Annotated in this window: 29 protein-coding genes; 12 read left to right on the forward strand and 17 right to left on the reverse strand. The window is 56.6% G+C overall.

Translation table 11 applies throughout. The features are described 5' to 3' along the window. Window positions 1-5: 5 nt before the first annotated feature. The 9 genes from K0I63_RS00480 to gltS all read left to right on the forward strand — a co-directional run bounded on the left by K0I63_RS00480 (window position 6) and on the right by gltS (window position 6,189). The gene (locus K0I63_RS00480; RefSeq protein ID WP_011863904.1) at window positions 6-365 is read left to right on the forward strand and encodes a NirD/YgiW/YdeI family stress tolerance protein; all 360 of its coding nucleotides are present in this window, start codon (window positions 6-8) and stop codon (window positions 363-365) included. Between the two features lie 150 nt (window positions 366-515). Then, window positions 516-1,052, forward strand: a complete 537-nt coding sequence (locus K0I63_RS00485) for a PepSY domain-containing protein (RefSeq protein ID WP_220082208.1) — start codon at window positions 516-518, stop codon at window positions 1,050-1,052. A gap of 3 nt (window positions 1,053-1,055) precedes the next feature. Beyond that, the gene (locus K0I63_RS00490; RefSeq protein WP_220082209.1) at window positions 1,056-1,733 is read left to right on the forward strand and encodes a response regulator transcription factor; all 678 of its coding nucleotides are present in this window, start codon (window positions 1,056-1,058) and stop codon (window positions 1,731-1,733) included. 49 nt (window positions 1,734-1,782) lie between these two features. After that, a complete protein-coding gene (locus K0I63_RS00495; protein WP_011863907.1) occupies window positions 1,783-3,042 on the forward strand; it encodes a sensor histidine kinase in 1,260 nt (419 codons plus the stop codon). A gap of 12 nt (window positions 3,043-3,054) precedes the next feature. After that, window positions 3,055-3,729, forward strand: a complete 675-nt coding sequence (locus tag K0I63_RS00500) for a TIGR01621 family pseudouridine synthase (protein WP_220082210.1) — start codon at window positions 3,055-3,057, stop codon at window positions 3,727-3,729. Window positions 3,730-3,750: 21 nt separating this feature from the next. Further along, entirely contained in the window at window positions 3,751-3,918 is a 168-nt protein-coding gene (locus tag K0I63_RS00505; RefSeq protein ID WP_011863909.1) for a YqaE/Pmp3 family membrane protein, read from the forward strand. 182 nt (window positions 3,919-4,100) lie between these two features. After that, window positions 4,101-4,502 (forward strand): RidA family protein, encoded by a 402-nt coding sequence (locus K0I63_RS00510; protein WP_220082211.1) that lies wholly within the window; start codon window positions 4,101-4,103, stop codon window positions 4,500-4,502. 101 nt (window positions 4,503-4,603) lie between these two features. Next, window positions 4,604-4,759 carry a DUF2986 domain-containing protein gene (locus K0I63_RS00515; RefSeq protein WP_011863911.1) on the forward strand — a complete coding sequence of 52 codons (156 nt, stop codon included), beginning with the start codon at window positions 4,604-4,606 and terminating at the stop codon, window positions 4,757-4,759. A gap of 206 nt (window positions 4,760-4,965) precedes the next feature. Further along, entirely contained in the window at window positions 4,966-6,189 is a 1,224-nt protein-coding gene (gltS, locus tag K0I63_RS00520; RefSeq protein ID WP_011863912.1) for a sodium/glutamate symporter, read from the forward strand. Window positions 6,190-6,241: 52 nt separating this feature from the next. Here the strand turns inward: gltS and K0I63_RS00525 are convergent, their stop codons facing one another. Both K0I63_RS00525 and K0I63_RS00530 read right to left on the reverse strand, forming a co-directional pair. Continuing rightward, the gene (locus K0I63_RS00525; RefSeq protein WP_220082212.1) at window positions 6,242-6,493 is read right to left on the reverse strand and encodes a putative hemolysin; all 252 of its coding nucleotides are present in this window, start codon (window positions 6,491-6,493) and stop codon (window positions 6,242-6,244) included. 75 nt (window positions 6,494-6,568) lie between these two features. After that, on the reverse strand, window positions 6,569-9,106 hold the full coding sequence (locus tag K0I63_RS00530) for a M14 family zinc carboxypeptidase (protein ID WP_220082213.1): 2,538 nt from the start codon (window positions 9,104-9,106) through the stop codon (window positions 6,569-6,571). 207 nt (window positions 9,107-9,313) lie between these two features. Here K0I63_RS00530 and nfuA point away from each other — a divergent pair, with 207 nt between their 5' ends. After that, the gene (gene nfuA, locus K0I63_RS00535; RefSeq protein WP_144202418.1) at window positions 9,314-9,892 is read left to right on the forward strand and encodes a Fe-S biogenesis protein NfuA; all 579 of its coding nucleotides are present in this window, start codon (window positions 9,314-9,316) and stop codon (window positions 9,890-9,892) included. 33 nt (window positions 9,893-9,925) lie between these two features. Here nfuA and K0I63_RS00540 read toward each other — a convergent pair whose 3' ends face one another. Beyond that, window positions 9,926-11,272 (reverse strand): MATE family efflux transporter, encoded by a 1,347-nt coding sequence (locus tag K0I63_RS00540; protein WP_220082214.1) that lies wholly within the window; start codon window positions 11,270-11,272, stop codon window positions 9,926-9,928. 22 nt (window positions 11,273-11,294) lie between these two features. Between K0I63_RS00540 and K0I63_RS00545 the strand changes: the two genes are divergently transcribed. Then, window positions 11,295-12,341, forward strand: a complete 1,047-nt coding sequence (locus tag K0I63_RS00545; RefSeq protein ID WP_220082215.1) for a polysaccharide deacetylase family protein — start codon at window positions 11,295-11,297, stop codon at window positions 12,339-12,341. A 58-nt stretch (window positions 12,342-12,399) separates the two neighbouring features. On the opposite strand, the gene K0I63_RS00550 is transcribed toward K0I63_RS00545, so the two are convergent. The 12 genes from K0I63_RS00550 to K0I63_RS00605 all read right to left on the reverse strand — a co-directional run bounded on the left by K0I63_RS00550 (window position 12,400) and on the right by K0I63_RS00605 (window position 24,574). Beyond that, a complete protein-coding gene (locus tag K0I63_RS00550; protein WP_220082216.1) occupies window positions 12,400-13,446 on the reverse strand; it encodes a protein-glutamate methylesterase/protein-glutamine glutaminase in 1,047 nt (348 codons plus the stop codon). Between the two features lie 28 nt (window positions 13,447-13,474). Then, on the reverse strand, window positions 13,475-14,305 hold the full coding sequence (locus tag K0I63_RS00555; protein ID WP_220082217.1) for a CheR family methyltransferase: 831 nt from the start codon (window positions 14,303-14,305) through the stop codon (window positions 13,475-13,477). A gap of 108 nt (window positions 14,306-14,413) precedes the next feature. Next, window positions 14,414-17,008 (reverse strand): methyl-accepting chemotaxis protein, encoded by a 2,595-nt coding sequence (locus K0I63_RS00560; protein ID WP_220082218.1) that lies wholly within the window; start codon window positions 17,006-17,008, stop codon window positions 14,414-14,416. Window positions 17,009-17,030: 22 nt separating this feature from the next. Further along, a complete protein-coding gene (locus K0I63_RS00565) occupies window positions 17,031-17,588 on the reverse strand; it encodes a chemotaxis protein CheW (RefSeq protein WP_011863921.1) in 558 nt (185 codons plus the stop codon). A 28-nt stretch (window positions 17,589-17,616) separates the two neighbouring features. Next, on the reverse strand, window positions 17,617-19,701 hold the full coding sequence (locus K0I63_RS00570) for a chemotaxis protein CheA (RefSeq protein WP_220082219.1): 2,085 nt from the start codon (window positions 19,699-19,701) through the stop codon (window positions 17,617-17,619). A gap of 21 nt (window positions 19,702-19,722) precedes the next feature. Then, window positions 19,723-20,085 (reverse strand): response regulator, encoded by a 363-nt coding sequence (locus K0I63_RS00575; protein ID WP_033538855.1) that lies wholly within the window; start codon window positions 20,083-20,085, stop codon window positions 19,723-19,725. Continuing rightward, on the reverse strand, window positions 20,082-20,381 hold the full coding sequence (locus tag K0I63_RS00580) for an STAS domain-containing protein (protein ID WP_220072767.1): 300 nt from the start codon (window positions 20,379-20,381) through the stop codon (window positions 20,082-20,084). The genes K0I63_RS00575 and K0I63_RS00580 overlap by 4 nt, the downstream gene beginning before the upstream one ends. Before the next feature lie 163 nt (window positions 20,382-20,544). After that, on the reverse strand, window positions 20,545-21,180 hold the full coding sequence (locus tag K0I63_RS00585; protein ID WP_220082220.1) for an SCO family protein: 636 nt from the start codon (window positions 21,178-21,180) through the stop codon (window positions 20,545-20,547). Window positions 21,181-21,184: 4 nt separating this feature from the next. Continuing rightward, window positions 21,185-22,087, reverse strand: coding sequence for a heme o synthase (gene cyoE, locus K0I63_RS00590; RefSeq protein WP_220082221.1), 903 nt, complete (start codon window positions 22,085-22,087; stop codon window positions 21,185-21,187). A 12-nt stretch (window positions 22,088-22,099) separates the two neighbouring features. After that, on the reverse strand, window positions 22,100-23,083 hold the full coding sequence (locus K0I63_RS00595; protein WP_220072769.1) for a COX15/CtaA family protein: 984 nt from the start codon (window positions 23,081-23,083) through the stop codon (window positions 22,100-22,102). Continuing rightward, window positions 23,083-23,634, reverse strand: a complete 552-nt coding sequence (locus K0I63_RS00600; protein WP_220082222.1) for a redox-active disulfide-containing membrane protein — start codon at window positions 23,632-23,634, stop codon at window positions 23,083-23,085. The genes K0I63_RS00595 and K0I63_RS00600 overlap by 1 nt, the downstream gene beginning before the upstream one ends. Window positions 23,635-23,806: 172 nt before the next feature. Next, on the reverse strand, window positions 23,807-24,574 hold the full coding sequence (locus K0I63_RS00605) for an SURF1 family protein (RefSeq protein WP_220079586.1): 768 nt from the start codon (window positions 24,572-24,574) through the stop codon (window positions 23,807-23,809). Between K0I63_RS00605 and K0I63_RS00610 the strand changes: the two genes are divergently transcribed. After that, window positions 24,573-24,791: a DUF2909 domain-containing protein gene (locus tag K0I63_RS00610; protein ID WP_041406252.1), complete on the forward strand. Its 219-nt coding sequence runs from the start codon at window positions 24,573-24,575 to the stop codon at window positions 24,789-24,791. The genes K0I63_RS00605 and K0I63_RS00610 overlap by 2 nt on opposite strands. Window positions 24,792-24,806: 15 nt before the next feature. Here K0I63_RS00610 and K0I63_RS00615 read toward each other — a convergent pair whose 3' ends face one another. Together K0I63_RS00615 and K0I63_RS00620 are read right to left on the reverse strand one after the other, a co-directional pair. After that, window positions 24,807-25,682: a cytochrome c oxidase subunit 3 gene (locus K0I63_RS00615; protein WP_011863931.1), complete on the reverse strand. Its 876-nt coding sequence runs from the start codon at window positions 25,680-25,682 to the stop codon at window positions 24,807-24,809. Further along, window positions 25,679-26,248, reverse strand: a complete 570-nt coding sequence (locus tag K0I63_RS00620) for a cytochrome c oxidase assembly protein (protein WP_220082223.1) — start codon at window positions 26,246-26,248, stop codon at window positions 25,679-25,681. Before K0I63_RS00620 ends, K0I63_RS00615 begins: the two co-directional genes overlap by 4 nt. Window position 26,249: the final 1 nt, after the last annotated feature.

The following is a 26,249-nucleotide window of genomic DNA, read 5'->3' on the forward strand; positions in this document are numbered from 1 at the left end:
GACACATGATGCAGAAGAAACTCACCGGCACCCTAATCCTATCTTGCGTACTCACCCTACCTGCCTTCGCCGCCTACAATGGCCCCAAGGCGGGCGGGGTGATCCAGCAGGCTAGCGACGCCCACACGGCTAAAGATGACACACCAGTGGAGCTGACAGGCAAGCTGATCAAGAGCCTGGGCGATGAGAAATACCTGTTTCGCGACAGCAGCGGCGAAGTCGAGGTGGAGATAGACAACGCCCTGTGGCGCGACATAGAGGTCTCCAGTGACACAACTGTCACCCTCAGGGGCGAGGTGGACGACGAATGGCGCGGTATTGAGATAGAGATCGACAGCATAGAGTTGGTGGATCAGGCGCATTAGGCCGAGACCAAAGCGCTGGCAGGGGTGAAATGGGCCAAATGAGTTTAAACTAAATTTAATCTTGAAAGCCCTAAGCCCCTCGTCTATCCCATTGGTACTGGGATTTTTTGCGTGTAAGATACCGATATTGAAGAATTTAATGGAGGAGCTATGGCTCGTTGGTTTATCAGTTTAATGCTGTTGTCTGGACTGGCGGGGGCGAATGCGGCCCAGGCCAATCCGGCAGTGCTTGAGTTGCTATCGGATAGCCAAGGCCTGACTCCACAGAAGATGATCCAGCAGGCGGAGAAGACCTACCCTGGGGTGATATCCGAGTTTCAGATCGATGTGGAAAATGGTCAGTTGATCTATGAGATCAGCATGATCAACACCAAGGACGACACCATAAGCGAATTTGAGTTCTGGGCGAAAGATGGCCGACTCATTCGCCAGAAGGTGGAGGCCCTAGAGGCCGACGATAAGGATGAGCTCAAGGCGGTGCGCCTGCTCAAAGAGATGGAGCAGAGCTTCTCGCAACTGCTTAAGCTCGCCATGGGTGACAGCAACGCCCATATTCTCGAGGCGCAGCTGGATCACGACCTGGGCATCAGCTACTTGGAACTCAAGCTTATCGATGCCAACGGCAAACATAAGATAGCCTTCGATATCGAAAATCAGCGGCCTTTGCCCCTGTTGAAGTGGGATTAACAGATGAAAATATTACTGGTAGAAGATGATGCGACCACCACAGAGTATGTGGTCAAGGGATTTGCCGAACAGGGGCACAATATCGAAACCGCTAGCGAAGGCCATCAGGGCCTGTTGCTGGCCACCAGTATGCAGTATGACCTGGTGATACTGGATCGCATGCTGCCGCAGCTCGATGGCCTCAAGCTATTGGCGGCGCTGCGCGCGACCGGCAACCAGACACCGGTACTCATACTGTCGGCGCTTAGCCATGTGGATGAGCGCGTCAAGGGCCTCAGGGCCGGTGGCGACGACTACATGACCAAGCCCTTTGCCTTCTCAGAACTCCTGGTGCGCGCCGAGAAGCTGATGCAGCGTGGTAACTCCGCGCCGGCGCAGACAGAGCTTAAGGTGGGCGAGTTGGTCATGGAACTGCTGACCCGCAAGGTAACCCTGGCGGGCAGTGAGATCTTGCTGCAACCCAAAGAGTTTCAACTGCTCAAGTACTTGATGGAGCACCCGAATCAGGTGATCAGCCGCACCCTCTTGTTCGAGGCGGTGTGGGATTACCATTTCGATCCTCGCACCAATGTGATCGACGTGCATATCGCTAAGCTGAGACGTAAGTTTGAAGAGCTGGGCTTTGGCGAGCTTATCGAAACGGTTCGAGGGGCTGGCTATCGCCTCCGTCAAGGGCATTAGACCCTATCAGAGTAGTGCCTGGCGCATTACCATCATCTTCTCTGCCCTGGTGACCCTGATTATCGGCACCTTGCTGTTTGGCATGTATCGCCAATTGATCAACGAGCAGGAGCTGCAGACCAATCAGCACCTGGCAGCAGAAAAACTACGTTATCAGCAGATGGCGCTCACCCTGGACAGACGCAGCTTTGCCACCCAGATCCGCACCGCCGATCCCAAGACGGCCCTGGTGGTGTGGCGCAGCTCGCTGGATCTGGTGGGGGCCCTGAGCCTGATGCCCGATGACATGCCGCTGCTGCCTGAGACGCGTGACTTCCCCATCCTTACCAGCGGGCCGGACAAGCTGCATATCTTAACCGGTGGCCTGGTGATCACCCGTTATGGTCCCGTACTGATCGCCACCCGTACCGATCAGCTGGCCACCCTTATCGAGCGCTTCGTCAACGCGGCCATCACGGCGCTGATGTTGACTATCGTGTTGACTCTGGCATTAGGCTACCTGTTTTCCAAGGCGATTCTGCGCCGCCTGGTGCAGTACAACCGGCTGAGTCGCCGCATCGAGCGGGGCGAGTACTCCACCCGTCTGCCGGTGAGCTGGCGCCAGGATGAGTTTGACATGCTGGCGGGCAACTTTAATCAGGTACTGGATACCCTGGAGGCTAACCTGCATGCGGTGCGCGGCGCCACCGACAATATCGCCCACGATCTCAGGACTCCGCTGTCCCATCTGAGGATAGGCCTGGAGCAGTTACCGCAGCGGCCCGCCGAGGAGCTGGACGAGGCCAGCGCGATTCTGATCGAGGAGCTGGATCACTGCCTGGCGACCTTCGATGCCATGTTATCACTCACCCGTATCGAGGAGGGGCAGCAGGATCTCGAGCTACAACCCCTGAGCCTTAACGACTTGTGTCAGGACTTGTTCGAGATGGCCGAGGCGATGGCCGAGTCCAATGGCCAGACCCTAAGCCTGTCGCTTGACCAAGACTATAGCGTGATGGGGGATAAATACCTGCTGTTTCAGGCGCTGTTTAACCTGGTGGACAATGCCATCAAGTATTCCGGCGAGGGCGCCAAGATAGAGATCATCCAGCAAGGCAATGAAATTCTGATCCGCGATAACGGGCCGGGGATCCCTGATGATGCCACCGAGAAGGTGTTCGATCGTCTGGTGCGTCTGGACCCGAGCCGTCACAACAAGGGCACGGGATTGGGGCTTTCGCTGGTCAAGGCTATCCTGCAGCGTCATAATGCGCGCATCGAGCTCTCCGATAATCAGCCTGGGCTGCAGGTGAGCATACGTTTTTCATAGGGCCGACATTCCATGTACAAGATCATTGCCGACGAGACCGACTTTCTGGTGATCGACAAGGCGCCGGGCGTTCATTTTCATAGTCAGGACGGCAGCGCCGGCGTGATGGCGCAGCTGGAGCGTGATCTCGATATCAAGCTCTATTCTGTGCATCGCCTGGATACCATGACATCTGGCCTGCTGCTGTTTGCCAAGTCGAGCGAGGCGGCGGCAGCCTTTACCCAGCGTTTTAGCGAACACAAGGTGCAGAAGTACTATCTGGCGCTGGCCAGGGGCAAGCCGAAGAAGAAGCAGGGCAGCATAGTGGGCGACATGGCCAAGTCCCGCCGCAGCATGTACAAACTGCTGCGCAGCAAGGAGAATCCGGCGATCACCCAGTTTTTCTCTCAGTCGGTGGCCGAGGGGCTGCGTCTCTATCTGCTTAAGCCGCTGAGTGGCAAGACACATCAACTCAGGGTGGCGCTGGCTAGCCTTGGGGTGCCGATTCTCGGTGATCAACTCTATGGCGGCGAGGATGCCGACCGTGGCTACCTACATGCCTATGCCTTAGGCTTTGAGTGGCAGGGGCAGGCGTATGCCTATCATCAGCCCCCGGAGCAGGGCGAGGCATTTAGCCTGGATGGGGTAAAAAACCAGTTGCAAACATGGAGTAAGCCTGAGAAGTTAGATTGGCCAAAACGAAATTGATTTAATTAAGGAAGCCCGTCTATGGATACTAATAAACTTCTGCTGGTCATCATCGCCATCCTGTTGCCACCGGTTGCCGTCTTCTTAAAGAGCGGTGTCGGCAAGGATCTGCTGATCAACATCATTCTCTGCCTGCTGTTCTTTATCCCAGGCCTGTTGCACGCCCTGTGGGTGGTGACTAAGTCTTAGTGAGGCTCAATCTTAGGATAAGTCTTAGCTTATTTGAGATTAAATGATAGCGCGGCCTAGGCTGCGCTTTTTTATGGCTGATTGTTACCCTTATCCTGAACTATGAGTTCAGGTGTCCGGCCTTTTTCTCTGCATCTCTAGCGGCCAGACTAACTTCTCTTAATGTAAATGAGGGAGAGAAGATGAATAAGATCTGGAGTCCGGATACCCTGGCGGCCCCTGTGGCCAACTACCATCAATGTGCGCTGGTTTCACAGCCCTCACGCTGGCTGAATATTGCCGGGCAGCTGGGCATAGACCCGCAAGGCAGACTTGCGCCCGATGCCGAGGGGCAGATAGTACAGGCTTGGGAAAATCTACGCGCCGTGCTACAGGCCAACGACATGGATCTGCAAGACTTGGTATCGGTGCGCCTCTATCTGGTCGACCGTGGCGATCTGCCTGCTTACCAAGCCGCAAAGGCGCGTTTAGGCTTCGATGTGGGCGGACTGCCGACCACCTTGCTCTTCGTTCAGGGGCTGTTCGACCCGCTGTGGCGGGTAGAGATAGAGGCGCAGGCGGCTAAGGTATTCGAGGGGGACTAGGCGGCTTTCGCTGTACACAAGCTGAACTGACTTGCGTTAAAATTGTACTGTTAACTTTCTGATAACCCAATGGGGCGGCGTTTTAGGCTATAATCGCCGCCATGAACAGAAAGAAGAAAATCAATCAAACACTTAAGGCCAAGGCGAAGAAGGCGAACGCTAAACTTCATCGCTCAGGTAAGCCTAAGTATATCGCCAAAGCCGAACGCGAACGACTCGCCGAGGCGGCAGAAGCACCCGCTGAATTCGTCTCTTAGGTTAGAGACCTTCCTCAATCCATTTTCATTCGTCCCCTTGGGGCTTTTCGCCGACCACTTTGCCTCGTTAGCCTTTGGACGGGCTACACTTTGGAGATATGTCTGGCGTGAGCGACCCAAGACCGGGTAATGATTGGGCGGCTGAACAGCCCACCCAATGACAAGGCAAGATAGGCCGGCATGGCTATCGCCTAATAAGGAGAACCATGAATACTGTTTATACCGTTGGAGAGCTGGAGTCATTTCTAGTGGCGATCTTAGTGCTCTTTATTGGCCATTCGGTTAATCGTCACGTGGCATCGTTTCGTAAATATAATATTCCCGAACCCATAGTGGGTGGTCTGCTGGTGGCGGCGGTGATCACCATACTGCACTCCTACAATATCTCGCTTGAGTTTTCTCTGTCGATGCAAAACACCCTGATGCTGATGTTCTTCAGCAGCGTGGGACTGGCGGCCAGCTACAAGCTATTGATGAAGGGGGGCAGCAAGGTATTCCTCTTCCTGGCGATCGCCTCGCTCTACATCATCATTCAGAATGCCGTCGGCGTCAGCATGGCGACCGCACTGGGGCTGGAGCCTTTGATGGGACTGATCGCCGGTTCGATCACCCTGTCAGGCGGGCACGGCACGGGAGCCGCCTGGGCACAGACCTTCTCGGATCAATACGGCATCAACACCCTGGAGCTGGCAATGGCGGCGGCGACCTTCGGCCTGGTGATGGGCGGCATCATAGGCGGCCCGGTAGCTCAGCGTCTGATCAACAAGAATGGCCTGCTCTCCTCTTACGGTGTCGGGGGGAATCACCACAAGGACCATCCTGACTTGGTGACCTATGACCAGCTGGAAGAAGACAGGGTCACGGCCAAGAGTATCCTGGAGGTGCTCTTCATTCTTCTACTGTGTGTCGCCGGTGCCAAGTGGTTTGGCTCTCTGATCGCCTACCTGGATATCGGCTGGTTGAAGATGCCTGACTTTGTCTATGCACTCTTCTTCGGTGTGGTGATCACTAACATCACAGAGGTGTCCCGCGGCTTTAAGATCAACCGTGAGTGTGTCGACGTCCTGGGGACCGTCTCGCTGGCGCTCTTCCTTGCCATGGCACTGATGAACCTTAAGCTGTGGGAGATCTTCGACCTGGCGGTGCCGCTGCTTATAATACTCCTGGTGCAGACGGCCGTGTTGGCGGTATTTGCCTACTGGGTTACCTTCAAGCTGATGGGCGCCAACTATGACGCCGCCGTCATGGCCGGTGGTCACTGTGGTTTCGGCCTGGGTGCCACGCCGACGGCCGTGATGAACATGGGCGCCCTGGTGTCACGCACGGGTCCATCGCCGCAGGCCTTCATGGTGGTGCCTATCGTTGGTGCCTTCTTCATCGACATAGTCAATGCCATCATATTGCAGGGCTATCTCAGTTTCATCGGCTAGCGCCAGTATCTGAGCATCAAGCATTAAAAAAGCACCCTAGGGTGCTTTTTTGTTATTGGTTTTGCGCCTGTGGACGATCCCGGCGGTAGAGATCCCAGTGCTCGATCCGCTCTCCACTTGGCAGGGTGCAGATGCCGCTGTCGAGGTCGAGCGCGCCGCCTAGAGAATCACAATAGACGGCCGATGGGTTGGCCATAGACAGTGGTTTGGACTCTGCGGCGTCTTGTTCTTTGTTTACCTGCGTCTGACAAGCCGCTAAGCCAAGGATGAAAAGCAGCGCCGCTATGGTGTGGGATATCTTCATGTCATTTTCCTATTCTCTGATTAGCGATTAACCCCTTATAACGTCGGCGCGTCGAAAAAGGGTTAAGCGCGAAGATCAATGTAGGGCCGGAATGAAGTAGAGGCTGTTGGCGTAGACCTTCTGCGAGCCGAGCCAGATATTGCGAAACAAGAGGTTATCGGCCAAGGCGACCAGAGCACCCTTGCCGTGGCGCTCCACGATAATTGCAGGGGTCTGACTCAGGCTGCGCTGATATTCCTCAGCCAGGAAACCATCCAGCAGGGGCTCGTCGGCATAGCTGGCGGCCGTGATGAAGGGGGCCTGGCTCTTACTCAGACCAAACACCTTGTTCTTCAGTACGGGCAGGCGATTAGTGCCCAGGCCGAAGGTGATCGGGTGGCTGGTGTCGAGATCCAGCGCCAATACGGCGCCGCCGATCGCCTGGCGGGCATCCAGCTTAGCCTTATCGCCAAAAGCGAGACCATCGGTGGCAAACAGCTGGCTGAAGTAGCGTTTCTCTCTGATGTCGCTCTTGAGCAGGTTGCCCTTGGAGAGCCACTGCAGCGCGCCCTTTTGCGCGACGATCACCCCGCCTTCTATGGCGAACTGCCCAAGCTTGCGGGCATACTTCTCATCCAGATTGGCATAGCTTCCATCCATCAAAAACAGATGGGTGTAAGCTGCCAGTTCTATACTCGGCAGGCGGCTGACATCGACCTGGGTCAGGGGCGCGCCGATAAGATTGTCCATGAAATACCATAGTTCACCCACCTCGGCCGATGAGGTGCCATAGCCGGTGACTACCAGCGCCTTGATGGGGGCGATGTCATGAAAATCCGGGCTGCCAAGATCTATGCCTGAGCTGGCGAGTCCACTATCGACTCCCTGTAGCTGCACCCGATACTGCTCGGCGAGCGAAGTAAGCCTGTCGATCAGTTCCCTCGGCGTCATGGCGGCCTGGGCCACCGGGATCTGCAGGGTGCCGGCCTCCATGCTTAGGGGCTGGCCATCGACATTAAGGCTGAAGGGCTTGGCGGCAAATTTGACCCTAATGCCCTCGCTAAGTAGGGTCTGCAACATGGGCGCGGCGTTTTGCTGTCGCCAATCGATCAACACCGCGACGTTATTGCTGCCGAGCATGCCGGGCGTGCTGGCTTGTGGCTCGGTGAGCAGGTCGTCGACATTCAGGTTAACGTTACGGGCCATCTGCAGGTTATAGGAGAAGGCGAGGTTCCAGCTGGAGACATCGTAGAAGGTGGCGTCTTCAAATTCGGTGCGCAGATCGAACATGGCCAGCAGCAGTGTCTTCTGCGGCTGATTGATGGGGACAAACAGGCTGTCGTCCTGACTGTATTGGTGTCTGCCCTGTTGCATCTTGTCCTTGAGATAGAAAAAGGCTATTCCATGTCGGCTCAGTAGATCTGCGAGATCATCGCGTCTGCCTGGATCCCCTGGTGCGCCAAGCAGGAAGCCGGCTTCGCGGCCCGAAGGTGGATGTTTGTCCTTGCGCTGATAGAAGCGGCTCTGATACTGCTTCAGCTCATCTGCCAGTGCCAGGGCGCCCTTGAGGCTGGAGAAGGAGGTGGCGATCTGGTTGTCTATGGCCTGACTAAAACGCAGCAGGCCATTTTCTGAATCCTGCTGCTGGCCGCGTACGCTGGCCTGTTCAAACAGTATGCCCACGGCGCCGTTGATATCTGGGTAGGTCGAGCCCTTGCCATAGTAGAAGTCGTCAAACATCTGCTTGGTGAAGTAGCGCTGCTTGCTCTCATCCAGCGCCTTGGCGTGGAAGCTGGCGAGCTTTGAGGTTATCGCCTGATTCTCTTTGGGGGTCAGCGGATGGGTGCGTGTCGGCACGCCCGGCTGGAAGAAGAAGGTCTGGTTATGGCCCATCTCGTGGAAGTCGCCCAGGTAGTGCGGCTGCCACTTGTGGAACAGGGCGATGCGCCCTTGAGACTCGGGATGGCGCAGGAACAGCCAATCGCGATTCAGGTCGGCAAAATAGTGGTTACGCCTGCCGGCCGGCCAGTTTTGTCGGTGCTCGTTGTGATTCTCATCGCTCACCTTCACCTTGCCTGTGTAGTTGTTGGTCCAGGTGGAGAAGCGATCCAGGCCGTCCGGGTTTTGCGATGGGGTGATCAACACCACGGCCTTGTCCAGCAGCTCCTGCACCCAGGGCTCCTGGCTCTGGCTGAGGCGATAGCTGACCTCTAGCGCCGCATGGGCGCCGCTGGCCTCGTCGCCATGAATCGAATAGGCCAGCCAGATGATCAGCGGCCCGTCGGGCGCCTTACCCGCTTTCACTTGCTGACGTCCCTGGACTATCTCTGCCATCCTGGCCTGATTGGCGGCTGAGGTGATCACCGCCGTAAGCTGCTGTCTGGCCTCGTGGCTCTGTCCCGTCGATTCCAGGCTGACTCTGGGGCTGTTTTGGGCCAACTGCTTGAGGTAGTAGTTGATCTGGTCGTGGCGCAGATGCCACTGGCCGAGGGGATAACCGAGAAACTCGCTGGGCGACGCTAGGCTGCTGGTACTCTGGGTAGTGGACGCGACTGAGATCACGCTTTGGGCATTTGTCGCAAAGCTTACGAGCAAGGGGACGATAGAAAGCAGCAAAAGGCAGAGTCGCAGCATGGTAATGCTCTTTATTATTGTATATAAAGGCTAAATTAACAGTTAGGCCAATGAGTTTCCAGCTTCCGACCTGACTTTAGACCATACTGCCAAGGCAAAAATCTCGCGACTATTAGACAAAGGGGCTACAAAGCTGATGATAGTCGGAGTATTATAGGCTTAATTCTTACTAAATCACTCGGGTTTATCCTGACGGAGCATGTCTTAATGATCACCATTTCCGATGCAGCTCAGGCGCATTTTGTTAAGCTACTCGCTGACCAGCCTGAAGGAACTCATATTCGCGTTTTTGTTATCAGCCCTGGTACCCCTTCGGCTGAGTGTGGCGTGTCTTACTGTCCGCCGGATGCCGTAGAGGCAGACGACATCGAACTCGAATTTAATGGTTTTCATGCCATGGTGGATGAGAAGAGTGCTCCTTTCCTCGAAGAGGCTTCTATTGATTTCGTCACTGACCAGCTTGGCTCACAACTGACCCTGAAGGCGCCCAACGCCAAGATGCGTAAGGTCGATGCCGACGCGCCACTGAAAGAGCGTATCGAATATGTGATCCAGTCTGAGATAAACCCGCAGCTGGCTAGCCACGGCGGTAACATCATGCTGGTGGATATCGACGAAGCCGGTATCGCTATCCTGCAATTCGGTGGTGGCTGTAACGGTTGTTCTATGGTTGACGTTACCCTGAAAGATGGTATCGAGAAGCAGCTACTGGATATGTTCCCTGGCGAGCTCACCGGGGTGCGCGATGTCACCGAACATCAACACGGTGAGCATTCTTACCAATAATCTTGATGATTAGATACAGCGGGATGACTTAGGTCATCCCGTTTTCGTTAGGGTCTTACTCAATCGATAGCGGTAATCCAGTGCCAGGCTGAGGCTGCGAGTTAGCATAAACAGACTCATGGCGGCCCACAGGGCATGATTGCCATAACCCTGCAACAGTAGCCAGGCGGGGAAGAAGACCCCGAAGGTGGCGAGTATCATGGTGTTGCGCATCGCCTTGCCTTGGGCGGCGCCGATATAGACGCCATCGAACAGGTAGGAGCCGAAGGCGAGTAGCGGCAGGGCGACGACCCAGCCCAAGTAGGCCTGAGCCTCCTGACGCACCTCAGAGATGTTGGTCAGTAGCTTGATGACCTGCTCGCCCCACAGGGCAAAAAACAGGGTAAACAGCAGGGCGAAGATGGCCGACCAGAGCCCGGCAAGGGTGACGCTCTGGGTCATGCGCTCATGGCTCTTTTCGCCCACAGCCCGGCCCACCTCGGCCTCACCATAATAGGCGATGCCATCCAGGGCGTAGGAGATGAGCAGCAGTAGGTTGAGCAGCACGGCGTTGGCGGCCACAGTATTGTCGCCCAGGTTCGCTCCCTGAAAGGTCATGAAGGCGAAGGCGAGTTGCAGGCAGAGGCTACGGATAAAGATATCCAGATTGAGGCGCACCAGGCGCTGGTAGCTATTGAGCGACAGGCTGTGGAGTAGGGGCAGGAACTCGAAACCTCCTTGTCGCTTGATGGTGCGAACCACCATGCTGGCGGCCACGGCAAAGCCTGTCATGTCGGCCAGTACAGAGGCCAAAGCGGCCCCTTCGACGCCCCAGTCAAGTCCGATTACGAACAGCAGATCCAATAGTATGTTAGTGAGGTTGGCGGCGATGAGCTGCCACATGGCGGCCTTAGGCTGCTGGCGCCCCAGCAGCCAACCCAGTAGGGCCAGGTTGATCAAGGCAAAGGGGGTCGACCAGATGCGGATGTTAAAATAGGCCTGGCTGTAATACTGGACCTGCTCACTGGCGTCGGAGAGCGCCATCGCCGCGGAGATTATGGGTTGCTGCAGGAGTAGCACCAGAAGGGAAAGCAGCAGCGCCAGGCTGGCCGACTGCATCAATAAACGGTACTGGGTGTGAAGCTCCTTGGCGCCGAAGGCCTGTGCCACCAGACCCGTGGTCGACATGCGCAGGAAGCCCAGAATCCATAAAATCAGGGTGATCACCGTTGACCCGACGGCGACTCCCCCTAAATAATAGGCGTTACTCAGATGTCCCACGACGGCAGTATCGACCAGCCCCAGTAGGGGAACCGTAATGTTAGACAGGATCATAGGCACGGCTAGCGCGAACAACTGGCTGTTTTTCTGTTTATTTAACAATAAGTTTAGTGGCGACATAGACTCTCAGAGGTTACTCAATATGTTTAGATGCGTGATTGCAGCGCTATTGGCCTGTCTCAGTTATTCGGCTCATGCTGTGGTGATTCTACAATATCATCATGTATCCGAGGATACCCCTAAGGTGACCAGTGTGACACCTGCTCAGTTCAGAGAGCAGATGAGCTACCTGAGGGAGAATGGCTTCAAGGTCAAGCCCTTGGGCCAAGTGGTCGAGGCGATAAAGCAAGGACGAGAGCTGGCGGACAAGACGGTGGCCATCACCTTCGACGATGGCTATCAGAACATTGCCGATACCGCTCATCCTATCTTGAAGGAGTTCGGCTATCCCTACACCATCTTTATCTCCATCGACCCCATAGAACGCAAGCATAAGAATGTGATGAGCTGGGCGACCCTGAAACGCCTGAGCGATGAGGGTGTAACGCTAGCCAACCACAGCTGGGGCCATGAGCATCTTATTCGCCGTCTACACGGTGAGGATGAACAGACCTGGCTGAGTCGGATTGAAGAGAATCTACTTGCGACCGAGGCCGAGATAGAGGCAAAAACCGGCCAGAGTGTGAAGATGTTAGCCTATCCCTATGGCGAATATAACACGGCCGTAGAGACGCTGGTGCAGAAGCTGGGCTTCGTGGGCTTCGGCCAGCAGTCTGGCGCCGCCGGCGGTTACTCTTCGCTTACCGCCTTGCCGCGCTTCCCTGTGGCGGGGGCCTATGCGGATCTCACCTCGCTCAAGGCCAAGCTCTACAGCCTGAATATGCCCGTGCTGGCGCTCACCCCGCGCAATACCCAGCTGCCCCAAGGGCAGTGGCGGCCCGAGATGCAGGTGACCTTAGATATGACAGATATCATCGCCAGCCAAGTGATGTGCTTCGTCCAGGGGCAAGGCGCCATGAAGCCGAGCTGGGAGAGTGAAGATACCTTCAGTATACAGGCGGTGACAGACCTGCCGCCGGGGCGTTCGCGCTATAACTGCACAGCCCCAAGCAAGGCGAGCGGACGCTATTATTGGTTCTCCCAGGCCTGGGTGCGGCCAAAAAACGACGGCACCTGGGTGAAGGAGTAGCCCAGGTAGATGAGTCGACCTAGGTTATTGACTAGAGTCGCTAAATGAGTCGCAAGCCCTAGGAGATCTCCGCCGTCTTGTTGGTATTGAGTAGCTGCATCAGCCGGGCGGGGATCTTATCCAGATGCAGTATCTCCCTGTGGGCATTGAGCTCGGCGGCCGCCCCCGGCATGCCCCACACCACTGAGCTGGCCTCATCCTGTATTATGGTGTGACTGCCGGCAGCCTTGAGGCGTTCCAGCCCCAGGGCTCCATCTTTTCCCATTCCTGTCAGCAGTATGCCTATGGTGTTGGCCCCAAAGCAGTCGGCGATACTGTTGAATAGCACATCCACCGCAGGTTTATGACGATTGACAGGATCTGAGTCCAGTAGCTTGGTATAGAGCCTGGCGCCGTGTTTCTCCACCGTGAGATGAGCATCCCCAGGGGCCAGATAGGCGGTGCCTGATGCTATGAGCTCGCCGCCCTTGGCCTCGATCACCTTCATCGCCGAATGGCTGTCCAATCGCTTGGCGAAGGAGAGGCTAAAGGCGGCAGGAATATGTTGGGTGATCACTATGGGCGGCGTATTTGCCGGCAGCGGGGTGATCACCCTCTGGATCGCCTCGGTCCCACCGGTCGAGGCACCGATGGCGATCAACTTGTCTCCGGTAAGGGAAAACTTATTGTTGGAAGCGACCTGAACAACCGGTCGGGTGAGCGGCTTAACATGACTGACGGCGGCGGTGCGCACCTTGTCGATCAGCTCATCGGTATAATCAAGCAATGTATTGGTGAGATCCGATTTGGGCTTAGAGATGAAATCCACCGCTCCTAGGGCCAATGCCTCCAGTGTGATCTCGGCGCCCTTGTGGGTCAGAGTCGAGACCATGACGACCGGCATGGGTCTGAGCTTCATCAGGTTGCGCAGGAAGGCGATGCCGTCCATCTTGGGCATCTCGATATCCAGCGTCAGTACATCTGGGTTGAACTGCTTGATTAGGCTTCTGGCCTCATAGGGATCTTCGGCGGTGGCGACCACCTTGATATCCGGTGCCTGCGATAGCATATGGGTAAGCAGCTGCCTGACCAGAGGTGAGTCATCTATGATCAATACTTTTATCATATGGCGCCATCCTTTTGCGTCATCTGGCTCATGCGCCGACACCGAGTCGTTGCCGCACAAGGGCGGCGTGTTGAGGTTGATAGATGGTTTGGCCGATCAATTTGAAATCGCTCGAGATATTATGCAACGTTTCCGAATGACCGATAAACAGGTGGCCATCGTCGGCGAGTAGTCGTCGAAACTGGCGGATGATCTTCACCTTGGTCTGGGCATCGAAGTAGATGAGCACGTTGCGACAGAAGATGAGATCGAAGGGGCCATGCATGGGCCATTCGCCTAGTAGATTGAGTTGCTTGAAGTGGATCAGCCGCTTGAGCGAGTCGCACAGCATGGCCTCGCCGGGATGGGGCCCGGGTTCCACATATTGGTTCAGCAGCGCCTTGGGCAGGTTGGCCATCGCCTCCTGGCTGTAGATACCGGCCCTGGCCTTATCCAGCACGTTAGTGTCGAGATCCGTGGCGAGGATCTTGAGATCCCAGCTGGCGGGCGGAAAGTGTTTAGCCAGGGTCATGGCGATGCTGTAGGCCTCTTCTCCGGTGGAGCAGGCCGACGACCAGACGCGCAGGCGACGGTTGCGTCTCTGTTGCCACTGAGGCACCAGGTGCCGCTCCAGGTAGTCGAAGTGGTGGGCCTCGCGAAAGAAGGAGGTGAGGTTAGTGGTCAGGGCGTTGATGAAGTTGATCAACTCGCCGCCGTCGTCCTCTAGTCTCTGGCAATACTGATGGAAGTTGTTCAACTTGAGTGCACGCAGGCGTCTGCTGAGGCGCGAGTAGACCATGTGCTGCTTCCTGTCTGGCAACACTATGCCCGACTCGCGATAGGCAAGCTGTCGAATAAATTCGAAGTCTTGCTGCGCCATCGGAAATTCCTTTTCATTGCTCTGTTCCAATTGCATCCCCTAGCCTAAAATCGGCTGCTGGCTATCGAATCGACTCTATGGGGCGCCTTCCTCTGGCGCCCACAGTTCCTAAAACTCGTTCCACTCCTCGTTGCTGATATTCAGGGGGCCATGGCTATCGCCGGCCACCAGGGAGAGCGGTGCCGAGGTCATGCCCGAATGCACCGGCGTCTGGGACTGGAAGAAGCCGAGCTGCGCCTTCATGTTGCGCGCCTGTTCGGCCATGGCATCGCCAGCGGCCGATACCTGTTCGACCAGGGCGGCATTTTGCTGGGTCATCTCATCCATCTGAGAGATCGCCTTGTTAACCTCCTGAATGCCTGCCGACTGCTGATCCGAGGCGATACTGATCTGGCTGATCATGTCGGCGACCTTAGTCACCGCCTGTACTATGTCTTCCAGCGTCTCACCGGACTGGTTCACCAGCTGGGTACCGTCGGTCACCTTGGTCACGCTGTCACGGATCAGCTCCTTGATCTCCTTGGCGGCGCCGGCGCTGCGCTGTGCCAGGTTACGCACCTCGCCGGCCACCACGGCAAAGCCGCGTCCCTGCTCGCCCGCTCTGGCGGCCTCGACGGCGGCATTGAGGGCCAGCAGATTGGTCTGGAAGGCGATCTCATCGATCACCCCTATGATGTCGGCGATCCGCTTGCTCGATTCGTTGATCGCCTCCATGGCAGTCACGGCCTGCTCCACCACCTTGCCGCCGTGGGCGGCCTTAGTGTTAGCCTCCTGGGCCAGCTGATTGGCGACAGTGGCGTTTTGAGCGCTCTGGGTAACGGTAGCCGTCATCTCTTCCATGCTGGAGGCTGTCTCTTCGAGGGAGGCGGCCTGCTCTTCGGTGCGCTGACTCAGGTCGGCGTTGCCCTGGGCGATCTCTTCGGCGCCAGAGGTCACTGTATTGGCCGACTGGTTGATGCCGTCGAGGACCTCGGTCAGCTTGGCGGCTGTTGCATTGGCATCTGCCTGTAGCTTGCCGAACTGGCCTTGATACTCGCCCTGGATCTGACGATTGAGATCCCCCTTGGCCAGGCCGTCGAACATGTTCACTACATCGCCTATCACCTGATCGGCGATGCCGACCAGACGGTTGAGGCCGTTGGAGAGATTGAGGAAGAAGCCCTCTTTATCCTGGGTGCCGACCCTCAGGGAGAGGTCCCCCTTGCTGGCGGCGCCTATGATGGAATCTATCTCATGTTCTATCGCCACCTCGGCGGTTCTGTCGGCCCACTCCACAACCGTGCCTATGCTTTCACCGTTAGGATCGCGGATAGGGTTGGCGACTACCTGGAAGGTGCGTCCGCCAACCTTGAGCTGGCTGGTGTAGGTGGTGGTCAGCGTCTTGAGCAGGTTGCGCTGATGGCTGGGATTCTTGTGGAAGTTGTCTATGTTGACGCCCATGAGGTTGCTGGCGTCGAAGTTAGGCAGATCCTTGGCAATATCATTCTGCGCCTGCTTGAACATCTGGCTGACGGCCTTGTTCATGTAGATGATGTTCAGATCGGCGTCGGCCACCATGGTATTGGAGGAGACATTGTCCAGCGCCTGCTTGATGCGCGCATTCTCGGCGGCCAGTTGACGCTCCTTCGCCTCCTTGGCTAGCTTCTCGGTCACATCCTGCCACTCGACCACTGTCCCCGTGCGCACGCCATTCTCAAATACCGGGGTGGCGATCAGGGTGAAGTCCAGCCCCGCGACCTGGATGCTGGTGTCGTAGCTGCCGGTGAGCCTGTCGAGCATCTTACGTTGATGGGCCGGGTTCTGGTGGAAGAGATCGATATTGCTGCCGAGCAGGCTATCGGTATTGAATTTGGTCAGCGTCTGTTGCAGCGTCTGCTCATTGTCCTTAAGCATCTGGGTGACAGAGTCGTTGAGGTAGATGATGTTGTAGTCGGCATCCGCCACCATGACGTTGGCGCGGCAGACATCCAGCGCCTGCTTGATGCGGCTGTTCTCCTGGGCCAGCTTGTTCTCTGCATCGGCCTTGGCCAGGGCCTCGGTCTTATCCTGCCATTCGACCACAGTCGCGATGCGTTGATGTTCGTCGTCAAACACGGGAGAGGCGATCAAGGAAAAGATGCGACTACCCACCTTAATCTGCGCCGAGTGAGGGCGCTGCAGCTTAGCGATGATGTTTTGTTGATGGCTGGGTTGCTGGTGGAAGGTATCCATGTTGGTGCCGATAAGCGTGTCGACACTGAAGCTGGCTATCGCCTGCTGTATGTCGGACTCGGCCTTTTCCAGGGTCTGGCGCAGCGATTGGTTGAGGAAGTTAATATTGCCTTGGGGGTCGGCCAGCATCACGTTGGCCTGGCAGATCTCCAGTGCCCTGAGCTGTGCCTGATTGCCCTGGTTGGCATGCCATTGCTGGGTCAGGCTCTGGCTGATCTCAGGCCAATGGGGATAGTCGAAGGCGGAAAAGCTCGGCGGATTCTTGCCTTCGACTGCCTGGCGGATCTCCTCGAAGGCTTGCCGCAGACTGTGTTGCATCTGCCCCTGTTGTTGAATACCCAGGGCGATGACGGCGATGGCAACCACCTGAGCTATGCCGACCCAGAGCGAGGGCTGCTGGGTAAAGGCCAATAGGGCTGCGACGCCAGCGATTAGCAGTCCAATGATCGGCAGATTGTTTGCGTTGCCAGTCTTGCTGTTCATTGCATCCATTCTCTGTTCCTCTCTTGCCGGGTTAGGCGCTGACAGCCTGTGTTGAAGCAGCGTCGATATTATTGATGATGTTTGACAGTTGGGCGGCCTCGGGCAGCACCTCACTGCTAAGTAGGGTGTCTATGTCCAGCAGGATCACCATCTTATCTGCCAGATTGGCGAGTCCCTTGATGAAGGTGAGATCTGTCTCTTCGCCGAAGTCGGGGGCGTCGCGCAGATCCCTGTGGTGGACACTGAAGACATCAGAAACGGCATCGACCACTATGCCGATCACCTTGTGTTCGTCGCCGACACAGACCTTGATGACGATCACCACGGTCGTGGGGCCATAGTCCAGGCTGGCGATACCGAATCGTTGCCGTAGATCTATGATGGGGACTATGGTGCCGCGCAGGTTGATGACCCCTTTGACATGGCTGGGGGAGTTGGGAATGACTGTCGTGGGTTCCCAACCGCGGATCTCCTGCACCGAGAGTATGTCGACGCCATACTCCTCATCGGCCATGATGAAAGTAAGATACTGGTCGCTGGCATCGTCTTTGGCGGTGAGTGTGATGCCTGCTTCATCTGCCTGTGTCATGGATGAATCTCCCTTCTCATTTGGTTTCCTAGGCGGCGTGCTCTTGGGTGCTGTTAATGCCCGCGAGGCTGACTAATCCGGCAATGTCTATGATCAAGGCAACGGTACCGTCGCCGAGTATGGTGGCGCCCGAGATACCGGCCACCTTGCTGTAGTTGTCTTCCAGACTCTTGATCACCACCTGCTGCTGGGATAGCAGCTCGTCGACCAGGAGTCCTACCTTATCGTTGTTGGCATCGACCACCATCACCAGGCCATCTTTAATCTGTTTGGCATCTGCTTCGTGATGGAAGGCCTCATAGACCTTGAGCACTGGCAGGTATTCATCCCGCAGACGGATCACCTCATGTTCTTCACTCAGGCGATTGATATGGGCGGCGGGCACCTCGAGCGATTCGTGAATCGCCACCAGGGGCACCACATAGGTGTGCGTGCCGATGCGTACCAACTGACCATCGAGAATCGCCAGGGTGAGCGGCAGGCGTATGGTAAAGCGACTGCCCTTGTCCTGGGTGGATTTCAGTTCTATGGTGCCGTTGAGTTCGTGAATGTTCCTCAACACCACATCCATGCCGACGCCGCGGCCGGAGAGGTCTGAGACGGTTTCTGCGGTAGAGAAGCCGGGTTTGAAGATCAGTTGGTGAATGGCTTCTTCACTCAGCTCCTCGTCGCTGCCGACCAGTCCCTTGGCGCGTGCCTTATCGAGTATCTTCTGGGTGTTGAGTCCGGCGCCGTCATCGATGATCTCTATGATGATGTTACCGCCCTGATGGAAGGCATTGAGGGTGAGGGTGCCGGTTTCGGGTTTGCCCTTCTGACGGCGCACCTCTGGGGTCTCCAGGCCATGGTCGAGGGAGTTTCGCACCAGGTGCACCATAGGATCGACTATCTTCTCCATCACAGTCTTATCCAGCTCGGTATCCTCCCCCTTGAGGACCAGTTCAACCTGTTTGCCCAGTTGCTGGCCTATGTCCCTTACCAGGCGGGGGAAGCGGTTGAAGGCGAAGCTGATGGGTAGCATGCGGATCTGCATGACACTCTCCTGCAGATCCCGGGTGTGGCTGGCCAGCTGCTCCAGCCCCTGCTTCATGGTGATGAAGGACTCGGGTGTCATCTCTTCCTGCTGACCGATCTGCCCCAGCATGGCCTGGGTGATCACCAGCTCGCCCACCATGTTGATCAGCAGATCTATCTTCTCTATGCTGACGCGGATGGAGCCGGCGTCCTGGGTCTTGCTGCTGACCACGCTGGGTCTGGCCTGGCTCGCGGGCTTTTCGGATTGGACGCTAGACGGGGTCGTTGCTTGAGCATTGGCTTGAGCATTGGCCTGGGTACTGGCCTGAATATCGCTTTCTGCCGTCGCCTCTACCTCTTTCTCAGTCGTTATCTCACTAGCCTCACTGGTCTTGGACTGAGCCTGATAGTCAATGTCGCACTCATCCTCGACCCATTCGAAGGCTTCCTTCAGGCGTGAAAGGGGTTGGTCTGTGGTGAGGGTGAGCGACCAGGCGAGGTAGCAGGCCTCGGGGTCATACTGAGTGAAGTCGGGGATCTCCTGCGGCAGCAGCTCGACACTGAGTTCGCCACACTGACCCAGCTCGTTGAACATCAGCAGAGGATCGTTACCGTACCTGAGGATGTCCGTCCCCGCCTTGAAGCTGATCCGCCAGGTCGTCTGTTCTGGCGTCTCGGGTTCGCGCGAAGCCGCATCTTCTTGTGACTCGCCCTGGGATAGCTCGGCGGCAAACTTCTGCTTCAGATCGCTGAGCATGGGATCGTCGAAGGTTTGCTGATGCATCACGGCGTCGAGCATGTTGCGTAGCAGGTCGACCGACAGCAAGAGTATGTCCTGATGATGGCTGGTCATCTCGCGGCGGCCGTCGCGGATCTCATCCAGCAGCGTCTCTAGCAGGTGGGTGTAGTTGGCGACTTGGTTAAAACCAAAGGTGCCGCTACCCCCCTTGATGGAGTGGGCGGCGCGAAAGATGGTGTTGATCGCCTCGGGATCCGGCGCGGCGATATCTAGCTTCAGCAGCTCGGACTCCATGCTTTCCAAGCCCTCTAGGCTTTCTTCAAAGAAGACTTGGCTGAATTGACTCAGATCGATTTCCATATCCCACCATCCAGACTCAGATTAACGTAACACCTTGTTGACCGTGGCAAGCAGCTGGTCGGGGTTAAAGGGTTTGACTATCCAGCCGGTGGCACCGGCCGAGCGTCCCTCCTGCTTCTTGTCGCTGCCCGATTCTGTGGTCAGCATCAGCAGAGGGGTGAACTTATAGTTGGGCAGGCTGCGTAGATTACGGATGAGCGTAATGCCGTCCATCACTGGCATGTTGACGTCTGAGATCACTAGGTCATAGTCTTGGCTCTTCGCCTGGGTCAAGGCTTCGTCACCGTTGCAGGCTTCGGTCACGTCGAATCCCGCCGTCTTGAGGGTAAAGCCCACCATCTGACGCATGGAGGCTGAATCATCCACTGCGAGTATCTTCTTCATTCCTGAATTCTCTCCTGAGCAAGCGCAAAGATCTGTGTCGCGTCGAGCCCCAACTCGGCCAGGGTATGTCCGACCTCCTCCGCGGGCGGTGTCCATTCGATGGCATGGTGGTGCGTCTGGCAATAGTGATGCAAAAAGTAGAGCAGCTGCGCACCTGAGGTATCGACCCGGGTCAACTGGCTGGCGTCGACGCACAAGGTGTCGGACGCTGTGAGTTGTTCGGCAATATCGTGGTGGACCTGCTGGATGTTACGAATCGTCAGCTCGGACGCTAAGCGAATCGGACTCTGGGTCATCGGGGGGCTCCTCTACAATCCCTGTCAATAAGACTCCACTAGGATCAAAAGATAGACGGTAAATAAGAGGCTTGCCTGAAAAATAACAGTTTTTTAACTAAATGGGCTCCCAAGAGGGGAACCCATTAGCGGTGATGAGAGCAATTTTGACGAGTGATTCTGGCTATTCACCATAGTGAGTCGCCAGGGCGATCACATCATGAATGAGGTTCTTGTTGCGGATCTGCGGCAGCTGTCGTGGATCCAGGTTGGTGGGTTTAACCGTGGCTACCCGGGTGCCGTCGGGAGAGATGAGCACCATGGAGGCGCTATGATCCACCTGATAGTTTTCGCCTTCGCCCACCATGGTATAGACGAAGCCCAGCTCCCGGGTCAGCGGCAGTAACTGGCTGTGGGGCGCCGTGACCGCAACGAAGTTGGGATTGAAGAAGTTGATGTAATCCTTGAGCTTTGCCTGGGTATCCCGCGCAGGATCGACCGACAAAAACACCACCTGCAGATCCACCACGCCTTCCAGTTGTTGATAGGCCGCCGCCAGCTTGCCCAGAGTGGTGGGGCAGACGTCCGGGCAGGAGGTGTAGCCGACGAAGAACAGGCTCCACTTGTCTTTTAGCCGGGCGTTGGTGAAGGCCTCGCCGTTCTGATCTGTCAGCTCGAAGGGGGATAGCGGTCGCTGCTGGGGATAACGATAGCTGGTGAGCAGCTCGGGCGGCGTGGCTTGGCCCGTGAAGTTAACCGCCGCGAGCGCCCCCAGGCCGCTGAAGATGAGTAAGGTTAGGACTATCCATAGCGGTTTCATCGCGTTAGCTCCAGAGATAGTGGTCTACTAGGAGCAGTAAGAAGAGCAGCATCAGATGGTAGATGGAGAAGCGAAACACCTGCATCGCCAGGCCCGGCTTGTCTCGATACTTGAGCTGCCACGCCTTATAGATGAAGCCGCAACTCAGCAGGGTCGACCCCACCAGATAGACGGGGCCGCACATGCCGACCAGCACAGGGTAGAGGCAGGCCAGCGCCAGTAACACCGTATAGAGCATGATGCAGGTCTTAGTAAACTCGACGCCGTGGGTGACCGGCAACATGGGTACATCGACCTTGGCATATTCGGCGCGCCTGTGGATCGCCAGCGCCCAGAAGTGGGGCGGGGTCCAGGCGAAGATGATGATCACCAGCAGCAAGGCATGGCCGTGAAACTCGCCGGTGACCGCCGTCCAACCTAGTAGGGGGGGCATGGCGCCGGCCAGACCGCCTACGACGATATTCTGCGGCGTCGCGCGCTTGAGATAGGCGGTATAGATCACCGCATAGCCGATAAGACTGGCGAAGGTGAGCCAGGCGGTGAGCGGATTGACGGCCCAGTAGAGCAGCGCAAAGCCGAGAATCGCCATGGCGGTGGCAAAGGTCAGCGCCTTGGTGATGGAGACCCGGCCTTTGGGGAGCGGACGGTTATAGGTGCGGGCCATCAGGCCGTCGATGCGGCGATCGATCAGATGGTTATAGGCCGCAGCGGCCCCCGCCATCATGCCTATGCCCACTAGGCCGGCGATCAGTGGCTGAACCGGTACCGCGCCTGGCACCGCCAGACACATGCCGACCAATACGGTCAGCAGCATCAGGGCAACTACCCTAGGCTTGGTCATTTCGAGGTAGGCGCGCCAAGGGAGCGGGGTGGCGACAGGCTTAGTGATTGTCATAGGTTTGGCCATGGCGATGCCTCCTTATGCCTTACGCCACAGGGCGTAGTTGATGAAGACCAAGGTGAGTAACAGGAGTGCGGCGCCCGCGTTATGGGAGACGGCGATCCCCAGGGGAAGATGCAGCACCACGTTGCTGATTCCCAGGGCTATCTGCAGGCACAATAACCCCAGGAGTACCCAGGCACTGCGTCTCAGCAGCTGAGAGTGTGAAAATTTAATCATGCGATACACCAGCCAGAGTAGGGCGGTCGCCGTGATGATGGCGCCGAACCTGTGAGCCACATGAATTGTCATGCGGGAGGAGTAATCCAGTATGCCAAACTCGTAGCTACCTTCCGTCTTATGCAGGGGATAGAAGGCATGCAGGGGGTCTAGGTTGCTTACCCAGTCTCCTTCGCAGATGGGCAGTGTGGTGCAGGCCAACGCCGCATAGTTAGAGGAGGTCCAGCCGCCCAGAATGATCTGCAGCACGAGTAGGCTCAGGCAGAAGAGGGCGTAGGGTGCTAGTTTACGTAGCCTTGGCTCGCCGCCGGGCAAGCGTAGCGGCTTGGTCCTGAGGTAGAGGAGCCACAATAAGGAGATCAGGGTAAAGCCGCCGATCAGGTGGGACATCACCACCACGGGCATGAGTTTCATGGTGACGGTCCACATCCCCAGCGCCGCCTGGAACAGGATTAGCAGGGCGATAAAGCTCGGTAGCTTCTTGGGAGCATCGGGCCGCCTGAAGCTGATAAAGAGGATGAAGGCGACCAGCAGGCCCAGGGTGCCGGCAATGTATCTGTGGATCATCTCCAGCCAGGCCTTCTCGGGTTCTACCGTATGTTCGGGAAAGCTGTCCTGTGCCTTGGCCAGCTCATGGCTCTGGGTGGGCACCTTGATCATGCCATAGCAGCCGGGCCAGTCGGGGCAGCCAAGGCCGGCGTCCGACAGCCGGGTGTAGGCGCCCATAAGTATCACGCACAGGGTAAAGACCAGGGTGAGTTTGAGTAGGGAAGTCATCTGCATTAGCCGACCCTCGACAGTTTAAGCATCTTTCTTAAGTCGGCGATCATCGCCTTGCCCAGCATCAGCTGGGCCTGCTCATCTTCGACCTGGGCATAGCGCATCACCAGGGAGCCCAGGGGATCCACTATGATGATCTCTTCCCGAGTCAGCATCTGGCTGAGCGCCTCCGTAGCCTGGGCTGTGGTGAAGCTGAACTCGCTCTCCTGCAGCGCCGCAAGATCGCTGTCTGCCTGTAGCAGTATGATGGGATTGACCCTGTGTTGGTCCCGTCCCAGAGCGATCTGGCTCTGATGCAGTATATAGAGTCGGTTCATGCAGGCCTGAGCACATTGGCTCGGCAACAGGTAGATCATCTGCCAGTGCTTGGGCATGGGGTTGGCCATCGCCAGGCGGGCGTAGTTGGTATCGGGCGGCAAGAGTTCGCCCTTGTTGGTGACACCACCATTGTAGAGATTCAGACTCAGCACCAGCTTTGCCACCGCAACGGGTAAGACAAATACCAGTAGCAAGATCAGTAGGGGTTTTGCGCCTCGGCTCTTTGGGGATCTCATCTTAATCCTCTGTTGATTATTTTATGGGTTAGCGCGTGCCAGACACCGAAAAATATCAACTCCCCGAGACGGCTAGGAAGTGACCATTTACCTGGGTGAGCGCCCCGTTAATTTGGGGTGCCTATTGTTTAACCTACAGGGTCAGCTGGTTTTGCGCAACAAGTTACGGCACTCATTTGTTTTTACTGGATTCTTTATTTTTCCTCTTAAATATCAGAAGGTAAGTCATAAGCATCAGGAAGACGGTCGCCATGGAAAACCACTGTAGGGCATAGCCCTGATGCTTCTGGGCACTCATGGGGATCGGCTGCCAGGGATGGGGTAGCGCGCTGCCCGGAATCGCCTCGGGTTGAAGAATGGCGGGGGCGAGCGGCAGCCCAAGTGTTTGCGATAACTCCGGCAGGTTAAGGTTCTGGATCCGCATGGGGGAGCCCGTCTCGGCCAGCAGATGCTGACTCAGAGGGTTGCTGGCTCGCTGATAGACGCGGCCGCTCAGTGCCACCTCTCGGCTTAGTTTGGTTAGTTGGGGCAGTTTCTGTCTGTCCAGGCCGCTGTCGATAAAGCCGAGCTCGACCATCAGCAAGGGGATGTCGGCTTTGACCTCAGCTTCGACCTCGGCCTCGACACGCATCACCTGGTAGGCAAGATAACCGACGCGGCCTTCATACACCTGGTTGTCCAGCAATATGATGGGGGCGTCAACAGGTGTCGCCTTGACCTCCAGACGATAGCCGGTGAGGGGCCCGCGCTCGGCTAAGACGAGCAGACCCTGATAATCCAGTGGCGCGGCGGCCTGCTTGAGAGTGAGCGCCTGTTGCAGCGCCTGCTTCTCGGCGGCCCTGTCTAACTGCCACAGTCCCAGCTTGACCAGAATGGTGAATACCAGCAAAGTAACTAAAACGAGAAAAATCGTGCCACCGCGAATCGTGGGAGCCTTCATGAGCGAAATACTGCTATTTAAGATCGTCTTAGTACTGCTATTGGTCTTCATTATCTTTAATCTTGGCCGGGCCTTATTTGTCTTGGTGAAGGGAGAGGGCAAGGCGCCCATGAGTCAGTATCTGGGGCGGCGTGTGCTCTTCTCTGTGCTGGTGGTGCTCCTGCTATTGATTGCCCTGGGACTGGGGATTATCACCCCCAACCCCAGACCCTATTAGTCTCTCGATTCGTCGCTAAAGCACATAGACGAACACGAACAGGCAGAGCCAGACCACATCCACGAAGTGCCAATACCAACTGCCTGCCTGGAAGGCGAAATGCTTGTCCGGCGTGAAATGTCCCCTCAGTACCCGCAAGAAGAGGACGAACAGAAAGATGGTCCCTAATGTCACGTGCATGCCGTGAAATCCGGTGAGCAGAAAGAAGGTGTTGCCATAGACACCGGAAGAGAGGGTCAGCCCCATCTCCTGGTAGGCGTGGGCATACTCTTTCGCCTGCAAGAAGAGGAATGCCAGACCTAAGAGTATGGTGATGCCTAACCAGAGGGTGAGCGCGGTGCGTTTGCTCTTCTCCAGGCTCACATGGGCGAAATGCAGGGTGACCGACGAGGTTAGCAGTATGATGGTGTTGTAAAGGGGCAGACCCGTCCAGCCCATGGCCTCCGTCTTGGTGCCATCGGGTGTGGTGACCAGGGGCCAGACCGCCTGGAAGTTAGGCCAAAGTACCTCGTGGGTCATGGCATTGTTCGAGGCACCGCCGAGCCAGGGCACGGCTATGGTACGGGCGTAGAGCAAGGCGCCGAAGAAGGCGGCGAAGAACATCACCTCGGAGAAGATAAACCAGCTCATTCCCTGGCGGAAGGAGCGATCCATCTGCTTAGAGTAGAGGCCAGACATGGACTCGCCGATCACTGTCCTGAACCAGCCGAAGACCATATAGAGGATAACGGCGATTCCCGCCGTAAGGATATAACCGCCGCTGGTCTGCTCCGTCTGTAACTGCTGTACATAACTGCCGGCGCCATAGGCGATGAGGAAGAGGCCGAAGGCACCTATGATGGGCCAGGCACTCTGGGCGGGGACATAGTAGTGTTCATGTTTGCTTGTCATTTCGCAGCTCCTTGCTCAACATCATCTACGTACCCCTTGTCGGTGATGTTGTATAGCGTATAAGAGAGAGTCAGTGTCGAGATCTGCTCGGGCAGCTCGGTATCGACATAGAAGATCAAAGGTAATTGCGCATCGGCATTGGCATCGAGCTTCTGCTGGTTAAAGCAGAAGCACTCTGTCTTGTGGAAATAGGCCGCGCCCTGTCCCGGAGAGACAGAGGGAATAGCCTGCCCGACAATCTGCTGCGCCGAGAGGTTTTTGGCGTGAAACTGAGTACGAATCACCTCACCCGGATGCACCTGAATGCGTTTCATCTCAGGGGCGAAGACCCAGGGCATATCTTTCTGAGTCTGTGCCATAAATTCGACCGTTACCGTGCGGCTGGTGTCTATGGTCACCGCCTTATATTCGGCAGCAGTCGATTGCGTCTTACCATTGATGCCTAATTTTTCACATAGCACATCGTATAGAGGCACCAAGGCGAATCCGAAGCCGAACATGCCCACGCAACCTAACAGCAGCAGGCCGATCAGCTTACGGTTGGAGTACGCCTTAGCGTCCGTCATG

It is taken from the genome of Shewanella rhizosphaerae (genome assembly GCF_019457655.1).
GTDB classification, from domain to species: domain Bacteria; phylum Pseudomonadota; class Gammaproteobacteria; order Enterobacterales; family Shewanellaceae; genus Shewanella; species Shewanella loihica.

Excerpts from the sequence above, each read along its gene's own strand:
- K0I63_RS00480 (WP_011863904.1), top strand. The coding sequence starts at position 6 with ATGATGCAGAAGAAACTCACCGGCACCCTAATCCTATCTTGCGTACTC.
- K0I63_RS00485 (WP_220082208.1), top strand. The coding sequence starts at position 516 with ATGGCTCGTTGGTTTATCAGTTTAATGCTGTTGTCTGGACTGGCGGGG.
- K0I63_RS00490 (WP_220082209.1), top strand. The coding sequence starts at position 1,056 with ATGAAAATATTACTGGTAGAAGATGATGCGACCACCACAGAGTATGTG.
- K0I63_RS00500 (WP_220082210.1), top strand. The coding sequence starts at position 3,055 with ATGTACAAGATCATTGCCGACGAGACCGACTTTCTGGTGATCGACAAG.
- K0I63_RS00505 (WP_011863909.1), top strand. The coding sequence starts at position 3,751 with ATGGATACTAATAAACTTCTGCTGGTCATCATCGCCATCCTGTTGCCA.
- K0I63_RS00510 (WP_220082211.1), top strand. The coding sequence starts at position 4,101 with ATGAATAAGATCTGGAGTCCGGATACCCTGGCGGCCCCTGTGGCCAAC.
- K0I63_RS00515 (WP_011863911.1), top strand. The coding sequence starts at position 4,604 with ATGAACAGAAAGAAGAAAATCAATCAAACACTTAAGGCCAAGGCGAAG.
- gltS (WP_011863912.1), top strand. The coding sequence starts at position 4,966 with ATGAATACTGTTTATACCGTTGGAGAGCTGGAGTCATTTCTAGTGGCG.
- K0I63_RS00525 (WP_220082212.1), bottom strand. The coding sequence starts at position 6,493 with ATGAAGATATCCCACACCATAGCGGCGCTGCTTTTCATCCTTGGCTTA.
- K0I63_RS00530 (WP_220082213.1), bottom strand. The coding sequence starts at position 9,106 with ATGCTGCGACTCTGCCTTTTGCTGCTTTCTATCGTCCCCTTGCTCGTA.
- nfuA (WP_144202418.1), top strand. The coding sequence starts at position 9,314 with ATGATCACCATTTCCGATGCAGCTCAGGCGCATTTTGTTAAGCTACTC.
- K0I63_RS00540 (WP_220082214.1), bottom strand. The coding sequence starts at position 11,272 with ATGTCGCCACTAAACTTATTGTTAAATAAACAGAAAAACAGCCAGTTG.
- K0I63_RS00545 (WP_220082215.1), top strand. The coding sequence starts at position 11,295 with ATGTTTAGATGCGTGATTGCAGCGCTATTGGCCTGTCTCAGTTATTCG.
- K0I63_RS00550 (WP_220082216.1), bottom strand. The coding sequence starts at position 13,446 with ATGATAAAAGTATTGATCATAGATGACTCACCTCTGGTCAGGCAGCTG.
- K0I63_RS00555 (WP_220082217.1), bottom strand. The coding sequence starts at position 14,305 with ATGGCGCAGCAAGACTTCGAATTTATTCGACAGCTTGCCTATCGCGAG.
- K0I63_RS00560 (WP_220082218.1), bottom strand. The coding sequence starts at position 17,008 with ATGGATGCAATGAACAGCAAGACTGGCAACGCAAACAATCTGCCGATC.
- K0I63_RS00565 (WP_011863921.1), bottom strand. The coding sequence starts at position 17,588 with ATGACACAGGCAGATGAAGCAGGCATCACACTCACCGCCAAAGACGAT.
- K0I63_RS00570 (WP_220082219.1), bottom strand. The coding sequence starts at position 19,701 with ATGGAAATCGATCTGAGTCAATTCAGCCAAGTCTTCTTTGAAGAAAGC.
- K0I63_RS00575 (WP_033538855.1), bottom strand. The coding sequence starts at position 20,085 with ATGAAGAAGATACTCGCAGTGGATGATTCAGCCTCCATGCGTCAGATG.
- K0I63_RS00580 (WP_220072767.1), bottom strand. The coding sequence starts at position 20,381 with ATGACCCAGAGTCCGATTCGCTTAGCGTCCGAGCTGACGATTCGTAAC.
- K0I63_RS00585 (WP_220082220.1), bottom strand. The coding sequence starts at position 21,180 with ATGAAACCGCTATGGATAGTCCTAACCTTACTCATCTTCAGCGGCCTG.
- cyoE (WP_220082221.1), bottom strand. The coding sequence starts at position 22,087 with ATGGCCAAACCTATGACAATCACTAAGCCTGTCGCCACCCCGCTCCCT.
- K0I63_RS00595 (WP_220072769.1), bottom strand. The coding sequence starts at position 23,083 with ATGCAGATGACTTCCCTACTCAAACTCACCCTGGTCTTTACCCTGTGC.
- K0I63_RS00600 (WP_220082222.1), bottom strand. The coding sequence starts at position 23,634 with ATGAGATCCCCAAAGAGCCGAGGCGCAAAACCCCTACTGATCTTGCTA.
- K0I63_RS00610 (WP_041406252.1), top strand. The coding sequence starts at position 24,573 with ATGAGCGAAATACTGCTATTTAAGATCGTCTTAGTACTGCTATTGGTC.
- K0I63_RS00605 (WP_220079586.1), bottom strand. The coding sequence starts at position 24,574 with ATGAAGGCTCCCACGATTCGCGGTGGCACGATTTTTCTCGTTTTAGTT.
- K0I63_RS00615 (WP_011863931.1), bottom strand. The coding sequence starts at position 25,682 with ATGACAAGCAAACATGAACACTACTATGTCCCCGCCCAGAGTGCCTGG.
- K0I63_RS00620 (WP_220082223.1), bottom strand. The coding sequence starts at position 26,248 with ATGACGGACGCTAAGGCGTACTCCAACCGTAAGCTGATCGGCCTGCTG.